Source organism: Alkalibacillus salilacus (assembly GCF_030812915.1).
In the GTDB taxonomy this organism is placed as follows: domain Bacteria; phylum Bacillota; class Bacilli; order Bacillales; family Alkalibacillaceae; genus Alkalibacillus; species Alkalibacillus salilacus.
This window is the reverse complement of sequence record NZ_JAUSTQ010000001.1, coordinates 342,213-354,255: the sequence shown is the minus strand read 5'-3', so window position 1 is coordinate 354,255 and position 12,043 is coordinate 342,213. Positions and strand designations below refer to the sequence as shown.

Sequence of the window (12,043 nt, the reverse complement as noted above, 5' to 3'; positions counted from 1 at the left end):
CTAATGTCGACGTTGGTCACAGGACATGACCACTTTTAGTCGACCAGGAGTAGCCACCTTCGCTCATCATAATTCAACAACTAAGCGCTAACTTATAATTCAAATCACCATAAACTTTTTAAACTAACAGAAAAAGCACAGCACTGGGAAATAATGCCCGAGTGCTGTGCTATTGATCAATTGAGATTCTTATTCTTCCAACGTCGACGTATCGCCTTCTGGCAGGCCTAGTTCACGTGATTTCAATAGTCGGCGCATAATCTTACCACTACGTGTTTTCGGAATGGCATGAGTCACTTCGATTTCACGTGGAGCTGCATGAGCCGCGAAACCTTTCTTCACGAACTGACGAATTTCTTCTAATAAGTCTTCCGATTCTTCATAACCGTCATTAAGCGCAACAAACGCTTTAATGATCTCACCACGTTCAGGGTCTGGCTTACCGATGACACCCGCTTCAGCAACAGCTTCATGTTCGATTAACTTACTTTCGACTTCAAATGGACCGACACGTTCACCTGATGTATTAATGACATCATCTAAACGTCCTTGGAACCAGAAGTAGCCATCTTCATCTTGGTAAGCACTATCACCAGACACGTACCAACCGTTTAAGAAATAACTTTCGAATTTCTCAGGGCGTTTCCAAATCGCACGCATCTGAGCTGGCCAACCCGCTTTAATCGCTAAGTTACCCATTTGGTTTGGTGGCAATTCTTCACCTTGGTCATCCACGATCGCTGCGGTTACACCTGGAATCGGTTTACCCATCGAACCAGGACGAATATCCATCGTTGGATAGTTACAGATCAATTGCGCACCAGTTTCAGTCATCCACCACGTATCGTGAATCCGTAGATTAAAGGCTTTTTTGCCCCAATGAATCACTTCTGGATTTAACGGTTCACCGACACTTAAAATATGACGCACACTATCTAATTTAAAGTCATCTACGATTTCTTTACCTGAGCTCATTAACTTACGAAATGCCGTTGGTGCAGAATACCATACGGAAATTTGGTAATCATCTATTGTTCCGTACCATGCCTCAGGACTAAAACGACCACCAACAACGACATTCGTCACCCCGTTTAACCACGGCGCAAAGATACCATAGCTCGTGCCAGTTACCCAACCGGGGTCAGCAGTACACCAATACACATCATTTTCTTGTAAATCAAGTACCCATTTACCCGTTTGATAATGTTGGATCATCGCATTATGAACATGATAAACCCCTTTTGGTTTACCTGTTGAACCTGATGTATAGTGAATCACCATACCGTCTTCTAAATCGACCCATTCAAGATCGAATGATTCACTCGCTTGTGCCATCTCTTGATGATAATCGATATAACCATCTGGAATATCAGTTGAATCACCGACTAAGACGACTTTCTTTAAGTCAGGCAATTGATCTTCAGGTACGCGTGATAATAATTCAGGCGTCGTAATGAGCATAACTGCTTCACTATCTTCCAAACGGTCTTGTACCGCCTGCTCCATGAATGCTTCAAACAACGGACCAGCAATGGCACCGACTTTCAAAACACCTAAGAAGCTCGCGTAAAATTCAGGCGATCTCGGCATGAATAAAAACACGCGATCACCCTTCTCAATGCCTTGATCTTTTAACACATTCGCAAACTGATTACTTTGTTTTTTCAACTGATCAAATGTTAAGGATTCCTTGCGGTCAGGTGAGACGTATTGTAACGCGACCTGATCTTTTTTATCGGGATTTTCGGCATGACGATCGACCGCTTCATATGCGATATTCACTTTACCTGTCTCATGCCAAGTGAAGTTCTGTTTCGCTTCATCCCAGCTGAAGTTTTGGTATGTTTCTTCATAATTGTTTAAGTTGTGTTGTTTGTTACTACCTTTTAAAACGTTTTCACTCATGACCATCACCTCATTCGAATTGTTGTCAAACTTATTTAATTGTTTAAAAATTCTGTACTCATATTGTATATGAAATCGCTTTATATTAAAAGTGATGAACTTAAAATCACCTAATTTTTGCATGAGGAAAATCTAATTTTTACTGTTCTATTACTTTTTATTCTTCTCAACAAATTCCCAGAAATCAATCGGCTTGATTTTCTCACTTTTCACAGCTTCGACCACCTTCAAATTGATTTCCTGCTCCACGTCCTCTTGCTCTTGGTAGTTGGTATGATTGATGCTCTTCTTAATTTTTGGCTTCATCATCTTCAACGTTTCATGAATGATGATATTTTCATCGAAGTTCTCCATATCTTTCTCTCCTTTCTACAACTGACTAACTCAATTTACTTTTAATTTTTTTAACAGCATCTCGCTTATGCTTAGAGATGTTCTGAGAACTATCATTGAAGTATTCTGCAATCTCCTTAATTGATAACTGCCCCATGAACGTTAACTCTAAAATACGTTTTTTCTTCTTAGACAGGTCATTGATCGCATTTATGAGTCTCTCATCGGAAAATATGTCTGTTATAGTTCCATGCAAATCATAAGCGTCATGTTCTGCAGGAAATAAATCAATAATAGCTGTATCATCATCTTCTGACGCTGGTTTATCAAGAATTAAGACATGACGATCTTGGTGCTTTTTTAGCTTTTGATCATAGTCATTGGTATACCTTCTAGATAATACTGATATATAACTAACCAACCTATATGTCATATAAAACTTAATAAACTGCTGATTTAATTCTTGGTTTGCATTTTCATCGTTATACTCAATCGCTTTTTTAAGCAAAAGAAAATGATCTTGTTCTTGGAAAAAACTTTTTATGATCGGTTGTTCGAATAACTCAGGATTCTGATTAACAAATTCATCTACACAATGATAAGCCTCGTACATATCCATTCCTCCTTAATTTAAAAAGAGAAATAATCATCAAGTAATCAACTTTTTTTATCAAAAAATCGAACGTGTGTTCTATTATATAGTTAAGTACTTTTATTTTCAAACAAGTATATATTTATTTTTCTACCTCTCTTTAGGGAATTAAGGAGGGGTATAAAATGAATGTAACTTTATTGTATGACCTTATAGGAAATTTTGGTTTTCCCATTGCGATCACGATTTATCTATTAATCAGATTAGAACAAAAGCTTTCAGAGCTAACCTCTGCAATCAAAACGTTAATTGAAAATGTTAAATCTAGACTTTAATCATTAAAAAAGATGCCTACGCGACGATAACTTTCGCTGTAGGCATCTTACATTAATGACATATTTAATTATTTGTTACATGTTCAAATATTGAAAACGAGTGGATAAACCCTTTCTCACAAGATAACAATTATCCCGCTTCAAATATTTACGACTGCTTTACCGGACCATTCCAATCAAGCATACCACCGACCATATTCTTCGCATTGAAGCCATGTTGCTCGAGGTATTGAACGGCTTTACCACTGCGGTTACCTGAACGGCAAATGACGACATGCTCCTGATCTTGACTTAACTCGTCTTTGCGTTCTTCTAATGAACCAAGTGGAATATGTTTGATGCCAGGAATATGCCCTTGTTCAATTTCTTCTGGTTCGCGAACATCGAGTAAATTTACGTCCTCTTTATTTTCAAGTAACTGTTTCACTTCATCTGTTGTGATTTCATTCATCGATAACGCCTCACTTTCTTAAATTAATGACACTTATAATATACCATACCGATCTGTTTAATCACCAATCAAACGTGTCAGCCTATCCAATATAAAAAAGTCACCCCATACAAACAGTATGAAATGACTCCATGACTTAGTATAAATAAAAGTAAGCGAAAAACAGTCCTGCCATTACGAGCATTAAGGCCGAAATTAACCAAACGAGATGAAGGGAGGATGTGAACGTTTGATCGTTAATTTGTTTTTTCTTGCGCACATAATGAACCGTTGAAAAAACAATCGCAACCAATCCAATCACAACAGATAAGATTCCGATCATTTCAACTAACTGATCCGATTGACCGCCTACACTAGCACCAGTCGAAAAATGAACATTTACGATTAAAAAGCCTATCCCCATAATCGCTAGGGCTGTTCGAATCCAGGCTAAATACGTTCGTTCATTTGCTAAGTGTTGTTGAATATATTTCGAATCCTCCGTTTCGCGCATGTAAATCACCCTCCAGAAGTTGAAGCTGACTATTTTTATCATTCACTTTATGTAACTCAAATAATACCTTCATATATAGTTTACCTTTGAATCCTATACAAAAAACCCACCTATTCTAAGGTGAGTTTCATTATATCATAGAAAATCGAGCCAGATTTTGATAGCTGATGCCAAAATTAATACAGATAAAATACCTTGTAACAACTTCGTATTAATCTTCTTACCAGCATTCGCTCCTAATGGCGATGCAATTAAACTGGCTACAATCATGATAATAGCTGGAACCAATAAGACTTGTCCTGTCATCAACTTACCAGTGGTTGCACCGATTGAAGAAATAAATGTGATTGCCAAAGATGAAGCAATGGTCATGCGCGTTGGTATTTTTAACACTAGCAACATAATTGGCACTAACACGAAAGCACCAGCAGCACCGACAATACCAGCACCAATACCTACAATAAATGCAAGTGTTGCAGCAATCGTTTTATTAAATGTCACTTGATCAAATGACTGATCGTCCACACCTTTCTTAGGCATAAACATCATCACAACAGCTACAGTCGCTAACATCGCGTATACAAAATTGACCTCATCTTCTGATAAAAACCGAGAACCAAATCCACCAATGAAACTACCTATTAAGATGCTGACACCCATGTAGATAATCAAATCTTTATTTAAATAACCACCTTTACGATAAGCCCAAACACCACCAATCGTCGCGAAAAATACTTGAACAGCACTGATACCCGATACTTCATGGGCACTAAATGCCGCAAATCCTAAAAGTGGTGGGATATATAATAGCATGGGATACTTAACAATCGAACCACCGATCCCAACCATGCCCGAGATAAATGATCCTAAGAAGCCAATCAAAAAGATGACAAGCATAAACAGTAAACTATATTCCACCTTAACACCCCCCGGGGTAATTAATTTTGAAAAATAAAAAGAGGGAGACAGCCTCCCTCTTTATTCATATTTATTTGACGGCACAGCGGTTAGGTCCGATCTCCATTTCTCGTTTCTCTTCAAGTTCTGGAGTTTCTTTACCCATATTCGTCATACGAACTTTTTCGTGAGAGTTTGGTTGAGGTGGTAAGTTTTCTGTCACCATCTTACGGAATTCTTGCTCATCCTCAACTTGAAGACCATCATTTTGTTCGAATAAGACACCTAGTTTCTCTTGTACCGAACCATCTTCGTTTAATTCTTCTTTAAATGAATAGTGAGCTGGTAGAACAATTAAATCGTTTGATAGTTCTTTATAACGTTCATATAGGGTCTCACGTAAATCACCGACCCAATCGTCCGCCTTACCTGCTAAGTCTGGGCGACCAATGGATTGGATAAATAGAATATCACCTGTCATCAAGTACTGATCATCCACGATGAATGATGTTGAACCAAGTGTGTGACCGGGTGAATAAAGCGCTTGAACATCAATCTTAGATGAACCAACTGTGATTTCTTCTTGGTCTTGAATTGGTGTATATTCAAATTGTACTTCTTCTGCATCTTTTGGTGGTAGATAATACGTTGCACCTGTTTTATCCGCAATTGCACGGCCACCAGAGATATGGTCTGCATGTAGATGCGTATCTAGAACGTATTTTACTTTAGCACCTTTTTCTTCTGCGAAGTTAATATACGTATCAGCCATACGTGTCGCGTCAATAATTGCTGCTTCGCCGTCAGAAACGATCATATAAGATAGGCAACCTTTACCTAGACGTACGAATTGATATAATTCGCCACCGTCTTCTAAATCGCCTAATTTAACAGGCTCTAGGTGTTCACTCCAAGCTCTCATGCCACCTTCTACAGAATAAATATTGTCGAAACCTTCATCTACTAACTGCTCGGCAACCATTTTAGAAGAATTACCTTTGGCACAAATTACTGCAACATCTTTATCTTCTGGAATGTCATCTTTAATCGACTCAACGCCATCCATAAGATCGAAATACGGTTTATTTAAATAATTAAAACTGTCACTTTCTACTTTCCAATCTTGGTAATCTTCTTCTTTACGGACATCTAAAAGCAAGATATCTTTTTGATTCACTACCTTTTTAGCTAATTCATCAACCGTTAGTGTTTTGAAACTCATGATCAAAACCTCCTCATAATAATTAAATATTTCACGTGAAACACGCTTATATCGTAATTTAACCGAATCATAGATATTGGTCATAATCGTTGCACCAACATCTATTCTACTGTCAGTCTATTTTAAATATTGTTTTTGCACAATGTTGAGTGAGCTATTATTGTGTTGATCCGTCCCAAGCTAACATGCCACCAGTCATATTTTTAACCTTATATCCGCGTTCTTCTAGATATTGCGTCGCTTTACCACTACGGCCGCCCGAACGGCACACCATAATATAGTCTTCATTTTTATCTAATTCATTCTCACGAAATTCTAATAGACCGAGTGGAATGTTTTTGGCACCTGGAATATGACCTTCTGCTACTTCATCCGCTTCACGAACGTCAATCACTGTTACATCTGCATCTTGATCTACTAATTCTTTCACTTCTTCTGGTTTAATCTCTTTCATCTTAAATCCTCACTTTCGACTACCTTTTATTTATAGTGTTATTAATCCTTTGAAAATCATTCGAGTTGAATAACTTAGATAAATAAGTTAACAGCGCCATCTTCACCTTCAGCGATATAGGCTGCGACACCACCATATTCAAGACCATCCATTAACTCTTCTTGTTTAATACCCAGTAAATCCATTGTCATGGTACATGCTAGTAATGTGACATCTTGTTCTTTTGCCATATCAATCAGATCTTCTACTGGCATCGCATTGTGCTTTTTCATGACACTTTTGATCATTTTTGGACCTATGCCTGCAAAGTTCATTTTAGATAATGGTAAGTTTTTTGCACCATGTGGCATCATTTTGCCGAATATTTTTTCCATAAATGATTTTTGTGGGCGTAGCTTTTCATCTTTTCTTAGGGCATTTAAGCCCCAGAATGTATGAAAGATTGTGACATCATGATCATAAGCAGCTGCGCCATTCGCAATGATATAAGCTGCCATTGCTTTATCATACTCTCCACTAAATAGGATTATATTTGTCTTTTTGTTTTCAGACATGATAGAACCTCCTGTGTCTCCATATACCTATAGGGGTAAATTGTTAGTTAAAATTTTTATCCTTTTTTCACGTAAAAGGTATATACGCCGCCTTCTTCTTTCGTATCGACTAGTTCATGTCCTGATGATTTCGTCCATGCAGCTAGATCGCTTTTTGCACCTGCATCCGTTGCTTGCACTTCTAAAATCTCGCCACTTTCTACATCATCAATGGCTTTCTTTGTCTTTACTATTGGCATTGGGCATGCTAAACCTTTTGCATCTAACGTTTTTGCGATTTCCATTTTGAAAATCCTCCTTCAATAAATTTGTTTAAATACCCCAATGGGTATATTAAAGGTTAAAATAAATTGTGTCAACTTATTTCGCTTTTTATTGATTAGCGACTCTTAACGAGTAAATTGACCGCTTCTTTGACACGTTCGTCTGTATCTTCACCATTTTCTTCAGCTTCACGTACACATTCAATTAAATTCTCGCTAACAATCACACCAATTGTACGATCAATTGCGGTACGGCTTGCTGATAATTGGTTAATCACTTCTTGGCAATCTTCGCCATCTTCCATCATACGCAAGGCCCCACGTAATTGGCCTTCAAGGCGCTTAACTCTATTTTTAACTTTTGCATCATATTCCATATTCTTAACCTCCCTCTTGTATACGTTTGAAAAGTAGTTTGACGTTACATCTGTCATTATATACCCCTGTAGGTATATTGTCAAACACGTCTTTTTATTTCTTTTAGTTTGTTCATCTTTTATTGTGATCGGCTTTTGATCATTAACTCAACAATATTTTAACATACCCCTCTATGTATCTAATTAAACATAAAAACAGTCAGTACCCCAAAAGGTACTGACTGTTCTGGCATTAAGATTGGGATTGAGAAGGTCCACAGCTTTGCCCATTAGAAGCATTAAAATCTGAAACAGGTAGTGCGCGTACTGGCTCAAGACATGAAATACCAACGAAATCACATAAATCAACTTTTACGCAAATGCCTGTGCGTTGCAAGTTACGAATCGAGTTACCAGGGAAGTAGTTACAGACTTCATGTCCCCCAGGACCTGGTGTTGATCCTCCTTCAGTTACTGGCAACAATAATTCTAGGTCGGCACAGCAATCTTTATGAATTTTACTAACACGGAATATTGGTGATTCAAAGCAACGGAAAACGCGGTTATTTCCTGTAGTACCTTGTAAAATACCATTGCCGACAAACGGACGACACGATCCTTTACAGTACAAAATAAACGGAACCGTGTCATTTCCTGACGATGGTGATGCTGGTGATAATAGGTCATCGATTGATTGTTTACAGCCGACATCACAACCTTGGTCATCAACTGCATCTTGCGCCTCAGCTATTTTGCGCACGGTTTTACATACGCATTTTGAGTCTTTGCAATCTAGTTCATTGCAATCATCCCACATATTTATTCACCCCTTTTTTGTTTCGATACTATAAACTATGTACTGGGGCAAAAAGTGTATAGGTGGTTGATAGGAGTATTGAAAATTTTTTATTTCAATTCATATCCCAATACCGAATTAAAATTTGGTATGATGGATAACAGCTAGTCGAACTTTGTCATGAATGGAGGAATCATGCGTGAGACAAAATAACACGCCTTTTATTGCGGTTGAAGGTCCAATTGGCGTTGGTAAAACGTCATTATCCAATAAAATTGCAACTCACTTTTATTATCATTTATTAAAAGAAATCGTTGAGGAGAATCCGTTTCTCGGAAAGTTTTACGACAATATTGAAGAGTGGAGCTTTCAAACAGAAATGTTCTTCTTATGCAATCGATTTAAGCAACTAGAGGACATTGAGAAGCATTACTTGAACCAAAGTAAGCCCGTCGTTTCTGATTATCATATAATGAAAAATATGATCTTTGCGAGACGGACATTAAAACCGGAACAATACGAAAAATATGAACAAATTTTTAATATCTTAACCCAAGACTTAGCCAAACCAAATGTCATGATCTATATCCATGCTAGCCTTGATACGTTGTTAAAACGGATTGAAAGTCGTGGCCGAGAAGTTGAACAAAATATCCAATCAGACTACTTACAACAACTATCTGAGGACTACGAGGAATTTATGAATCATTTCGAAAAGGAAAACCCTGAAATTCCTGTCATCCGTATTAACGGAGACGAAATTGATTTCGTTAAACATCAATCTGATTTAGATTATATTTTGACAGTCGTGCAACAACATATTAACAAAGGAGAATTTATATCATGAGCGATCTAAACCAATACGGCATCCCGAAAAACGCGGTCATAACTGTCGCCGGAACAGTAGGGGTCGGTAAATCAACAATGACGAAAGCGCTAGCCAATAAAATCGGCTTTCGTACATCTTACGAAAAAGTTGAAAACAACCCTTACCTAGATAAATTTTATTATGATTTTGAACGGTGGAGCTTTCATTTACAGATCTACTTCTTAGCTGAACGATTTAAAGAGCAGAAAAGGATCTTTGAATACGGGGGTGGGTTCATCCAAGACCGTTCAATTTACGAAGATACGGGCATCTTCGCAAAAATGCATTATGACAAAGGAACGATGACCCCTACGGATTATAATACGTACAAGCATTTATTCGATTCGATGGTGATGACACCATACTTCCCTCACCCTGATCTCTTAATTTATCTAGAAGGCTCATTTGACGATGTTTTAGAGCGAATTAAGAATCGTGGGCGTGAAATGGAGCAAGAAACACCAATCGAATACTGGCGTGAAATGTATGACCGTTATGAAGAATGGATCAATAACTTCAATACATGCCCAGTGATGCGTATTAATATCAACGATTATGATTTACACAACCCGAATACATCAGTCGATCCCATCCTTGAGCGCATTGGCAATCATATTCAAACTTCAAGACAATATATTAAATCATAATAAAACGCTCTATACGCCGATCGGCGTATAGAGCGTTTTTATGTCATCAATCACATACGATTAATCATATGACAGTGATTATCGTCATAATATTCAAACTTTTGATAAAGGCATAAAAAAATGGCTACATCATGTAACCAATTACTCTAAAAATAATATGGCGGAGGAGGAGGGATTCGAACCCCCGCGGGGCGTAAACCCCCTGGCGGTTTTCAAGACCGCTCCCTTCAGCCGAACTTGGGTACTCCTCCGTGAACTCACAAAACAAAATATATCATATGGTTCGACATTATGCAAGGTGTTTTGTGAAATAATTATATTTTCTTGCGTAGGCGCCTTTAAGACGCATTTTGTCGACCAACGATTGTTAGTATACCACAGCTCACAAACATTTATAAAGAGGAAAATAATAAAAATTTCGATGAAACTTATATTCTTAATGTTCTTACAAATTAGTGAGCTTCACACTCCTGCATAAGACAAATATTAACCCTCCGCTTAGGTCATACAGATCACTTAAGCAGAGGGTCTTTAATTTATTGGCTAATACGTTCCACATTACCCATATAAGGCTTTAGCACGTCTGGAACGGTAACTGATCCATCATCGTTTTGATAGTTCTCTAAAATCGCGGCGACAGTTCGTCCTACTGCTAGGCCTGAACCATTTAAGGTATGCATGTACTCTGGTTTGCTGTTCGCTTCACGACGGAAGCGTAAGCCAGAACGTCTTGCTTGGAAGTCTTCGAAATTCGAACAAGAAGAGATTTCACGATACGTCTCATAACTTGGAATCCACACTTCAATATCGTACTTTTTCGCTGCTGTGAAGCCCAAATCACCTGTGCACATATTCATCACACGATAAGGTAATTTTAATTGCTGCAGCACTTCCTCAGCGTCGTTTGTGAGCGACTCTAATGTCTCATAAGACTCTTCAGGTTTTACGAGTTGAACGAGTTCGACTTTATTAAATTGGTGCTGGCGGATTAATCCACGCGTGTCACGACCAGCTGAACCCGCTTCACTACGGAAATTCGTGCTAAATGCCGTAAATTTCTTCGGCAAATCATCAGCCGTTAAAATCTCATCACGGTGATAGTTCGTCACAGGCACTTCAGCTGTTGGAATTAAGAAATAATCCCAATCTTCTAGTTTGAAGACATCTTCACCGAACTTCGGAAGTTGACCTGTTCCTGTTAAACTATCGCGATTAACGATTTGTGGTGGCATCATTTCTTCATAACCATGACGATCTGAATGTAAGTCCATCATGAAGTTAATTAACGCACGTTCTAAGCGTGCCCCTAGACCTTTATAAAAGGCAAAACGACTGCCTGTGACTTTAGAAGCGCGTTCGAAATCAATAATGTCTAACTCATCTGCAATATCCCAATGTGGCTTAACATCGAAAGCAAATGACGGCACTTCTCCCCATTGTTTTACTTCAACGTTATCATCTTCCGTTTCGCCAATTGGAACTGACTCATGAGGAACATTTGGAATCGAAAGCATTAACTGGTTTAATTTCGTCTCAACTTCATTTAGTTCATTGTCGATCTCTTTGATGCGGTCACCCACTTCACGCATTTCTTTGATCAAATGATCAGCATCTTCTTTATTTTTTTTCAGTTGAGAAATTTCTTTGGAAACTTCATTTCGACGTGCTTTTAACTCCTCTGATTCTTGGATGTAAGCACGGCGCTTTTCATCCCAATCAAGAAACTGATCGAGATCCGTTAAATCTTCTCCTCGGTTTTGCATCTTTTGTTTCACTTCATCAAAATTGTCACGTAAAAATTTCATGTCTAACATACATTTGACCTCCCTAATATCGTTAATCCAATAAAAAAACGCCCCTTTACTGCACATGCAGTA

General features: G+C 38.1%; 16 protein-coding genes, 1 tRNA gene and 1 other annotated feature (1 of these 18 running past the window's edge). Of the genes, 3 read left to right on the top strand and 14 right to left on the bottom strand.

Annotation, left to right across the window (positions count from 1 at the left end; all coding sequences use genetic code 11):
• Positions 1-189 precede the first annotated feature (189 nt).
• The 3 genes from acsA to J2S77_RS01800 all read right to left on the bottom strand — a co-directional run bounded on the left by acsA (position 190) and on the right by J2S77_RS01800 (position 2,851).
• Positions 190-1,911: an acetate--CoA ligase gene (acsA, locus tag J2S77_RS01810; protein ID WP_306974092.1), complete on the bottom strand. Its 1,722-nt coding sequence runs from the start codon at positions 1,909-1,911 to the stop codon at positions 190-192.
• Between the two features lie 144 nt (positions 1,912-2,055).
• The gene (locus J2S77_RS01805; protein WP_306974090.1) at positions 2,056-2,259 is read right to left on the bottom strand and encodes a hypothetical protein; all 204 of its coding nucleotides are present in this window, start codon (positions 2,257-2,259) and stop codon (positions 2,056-2,058) included.
• A 25-nt stretch (positions 2,260-2,284) separates the two neighbouring features.
• Positions 2,285-2,851: a sigma-70 family RNA polymerase sigma factor gene (locus tag J2S77_RS01800; protein ID WP_306974088.1), complete on the bottom strand. Its 567-nt coding sequence runs from the start codon at positions 2,849-2,851 to the stop codon at positions 2,285-2,287.
• Positions 2,852-3,015: 164 nt separating this feature from the next.
• Here J2S77_RS01800 and J2S77_RS01795 point away from each other — a divergent pair, with 164 nt between their 5' ends.
• Positions 3,016-3,165 (top strand): YvrJ family protein, encoded by a 150-nt coding sequence (locus J2S77_RS01795; protein WP_306974087.1) that lies wholly within the window; start codon positions 3,016-3,018, stop codon positions 3,163-3,165.
• A 148-nt stretch (positions 3,166-3,313) separates the two neighbouring features.
• Here the strand turns inward: J2S77_RS01795 and J2S77_RS01790 are convergent, their stop codons facing one another.
• The 9 genes from J2S77_RS01790 to J2S77_RS01750 form a co-directional block, all read right to left on the bottom strand.
• Positions 3,314-3,616, bottom strand: coding sequence for a rhodanese-like domain-containing protein (locus J2S77_RS01790; RefSeq protein WP_306974085.1), 303 nt, complete (start codon positions 3,614-3,616; stop codon positions 3,314-3,316).
• A 136-nt stretch (positions 3,617-3,752) separates the two neighbouring features.
• On the bottom strand, positions 3,753-4,109 hold the full coding sequence (locus J2S77_RS01785; protein ID WP_306974082.1) for a YidH family protein: 357 nt from the start codon (positions 4,107-4,109) through the stop codon (positions 3,753-3,755).
• 135 nt (positions 4,110-4,244) lie between these two features.
• The gene (locus tag J2S77_RS01780; RefSeq protein WP_306974080.1) at positions 4,245-5,027 is read right to left on the bottom strand and encodes a sulfite exporter TauE/SafE family protein; all 783 of its coding nucleotides are present in this window, start codon (positions 5,025-5,027) and stop codon (positions 4,245-4,247) included.
• Between the two features lie 70 nt (positions 5,028-5,097).
• Positions 5,098-6,228, bottom strand: coding sequence for an MBL fold metallo-hydrolase (locus J2S77_RS01775; RefSeq protein WP_306974078.1), 1,131 nt, complete (start codon positions 6,226-6,228; stop codon positions 5,098-5,100).
• Positions 6,229-6,385: 157 nt separating this feature from the next.
• Positions 6,386-6,682: a rhodanese-like domain-containing protein gene (locus tag J2S77_RS01770; protein WP_306974077.1), complete on the bottom strand. Its 297-nt coding sequence runs from the start codon at positions 6,680-6,682 to the stop codon at positions 6,386-6,388.
• A gap of 74 nt (positions 6,683-6,756) precedes the next feature.
• Positions 6,757-7,236 carry a DsrE/DsrF/DrsH-like family protein gene (locus J2S77_RS01765; protein ID WP_306974075.1) on the bottom strand — a complete coding sequence of 160 codons (480 nt, stop codon included), beginning with the start codon at positions 7,234-7,236 and terminating at the stop codon, positions 6,757-6,759.
• Positions 7,237-7,292: 56 nt separating this feature from the next.
• Positions 7,293-7,520 carry a sulfurtransferase TusA family protein gene (locus J2S77_RS01760; RefSeq protein WP_306974073.1) on the bottom strand — a complete coding sequence of 76 codons (228 nt, stop codon included), beginning with the start codon at positions 7,518-7,520 and terminating at the stop codon, positions 7,293-7,295.
• 95 nt (positions 7,521-7,615) lie between these two features.
• Positions 7,616-7,876 carry a metal-sensitive transcriptional regulator gene (locus J2S77_RS01755; protein ID WP_306974071.1) on the bottom strand — a complete coding sequence of 87 codons (261 nt, stop codon included), beginning with the start codon at positions 7,874-7,876 and terminating at the stop codon, positions 7,616-7,618.
• Positions 7,877-8,108: 232 nt separating this feature from the next.
• On the bottom strand, positions 8,109-8,672 hold the full coding sequence (locus J2S77_RS01750) for a CotY/CotZ family spore coat protein (protein WP_306974069.1): 564 nt from the start codon (positions 8,670-8,672) through the stop codon (positions 8,109-8,111).
• Positions 8,673-8,850: 178 nt separating this feature from the next.
• On the opposite strand from J2S77_RS01750, the gene J2S77_RS01745 reads away from it, so the two are divergent.
• A complete protein-coding gene (locus J2S77_RS01745) occupies positions 8,851-9,498 on the top strand; it encodes a deoxynucleoside kinase (RefSeq protein WP_306974068.1) in 648 nt (215 codons plus the stop codon).
• A complete protein-coding gene (locus J2S77_RS01740) occupies positions 9,495-10,166 on the top strand; it encodes a deoxynucleoside kinase (RefSeq protein WP_306974066.1) in 672 nt (223 codons plus the stop codon). The genes J2S77_RS01745 and J2S77_RS01740 overlap by 4 nt, the downstream gene beginning before the upstream one ends.
• A 158-nt stretch (positions 10,167-10,324) precedes the next feature.
• Here J2S77_RS01740 and J2S77_RS01735 read toward each other — a convergent pair.
• Positions 10,325-10,417, bottom strand: a tRNA-Ser gene (locus tag J2S77_RS01735).
• Between the two features lie 285 nt (positions 10,418-10,702).
• On the bottom strand, positions 10,703-11,980 hold the full coding sequence (serS, locus tag J2S77_RS01730) for a serine--tRNA ligase (protein ID WP_306974064.1): 1,278 nt from the start codon (positions 11,978-11,980) through the stop codon (positions 10,703-10,705).
• A 61-nt stretch (positions 11,981-12,041) separates the two neighbouring features.
• Positions 12,042-12,043: a binding site (T-box leader), on the bottom strand (it continues 215 nt past the right edge of the window).

Excerpts from the sequence above, each read along its gene's own strand:
- J2S77_RS01790 (WP_306974085.1), bottom strand. The coding sequence starts at position 3,616 with ATGAATGAAATCACAACAGATGAAGTGAAACAGTTACTTGAAAATAAA.
- J2S77_RS01805 (WP_306974090.1), bottom strand. The coding sequence starts at position 2,259 with ATGGAGAACTTCGATGAAAATATCATCATTCATGAAACGTTGAAGATG.
- J2S77_RS01775 (WP_306974078.1), bottom strand. The coding sequence starts at position 6,228 with ATGAGTTTCAAAACACTAACGGTTGATGAATTAGCTAAAAAGGTAGTG.
- J2S77_RS01760 (WP_306974073.1), bottom strand. The coding sequence starts at position 7,520 with ATGGAAATCGCAAAAACGTTAGATGCAAAAGGTTTAGCATGCCCAATG.
- serS (WP_306974064.1), bottom strand. The coding sequence starts at position 11,980 with ATGTTAGACATGAAATTTTTACGTGACAATTTTGATGAAGTGAAACAA.
- acsA (WP_306974092.1), bottom strand. The coding sequence starts at position 1,911 with ATGGTCATGAGTGAAAACGTTTTAAAAGGTAGTAACAAACAACACAAC.
- J2S77_RS01770 (WP_306974077.1), bottom strand. The coding sequence starts at position 6,682 with ATGAAAGAGATTAAACCAGAAGAAGTGAAAGAATTAGTAGATCAAGAT.
- J2S77_RS01795 (WP_306974087.1), top strand. The coding sequence starts at position 3,016 with ATGAATGTAACTTTATTGTATGACCTTATAGGAAATTTTGGTTTTCCC.
- J2S77_RS01800 (WP_306974088.1), bottom strand. The coding sequence starts at position 2,851 with ATGTACGAGGCTTATCATTGTGTAGATGAATTTGTTAATCAGAATCCT.
- J2S77_RS01755 (WP_306974071.1), bottom strand. The coding sequence starts at position 7,876 with ATGGAATATGATGCAAAAGTTAAAAATAGAGTTAAGCGCCTTGAAGGC.
- J2S77_RS01765 (WP_306974075.1), bottom strand. The coding sequence starts at position 7,236 with ATGTCTGAAAACAAAAAGACAAATATAATCCTATTTAGTGGAGAGTAT.
- J2S77_RS01740 (WP_306974066.1), top strand. The coding sequence starts at position 9,495 with ATGAGCGATCTAAACCAATACGGCATCCCGAAAAACGCGGTCATAACT.
- J2S77_RS01785 (WP_306974082.1), bottom strand. The coding sequence starts at position 4,109 with ATGCGCGAAACGGAGGATTCGAAATATATTCAACAACACTTAGCAAAT.
- J2S77_RS01750 (WP_306974069.1), bottom strand. The coding sequence starts at position 8,672 with ATGTGGGATGATTGCAATGAACTAGATTGCAAAGACTCAAAATGCGTA.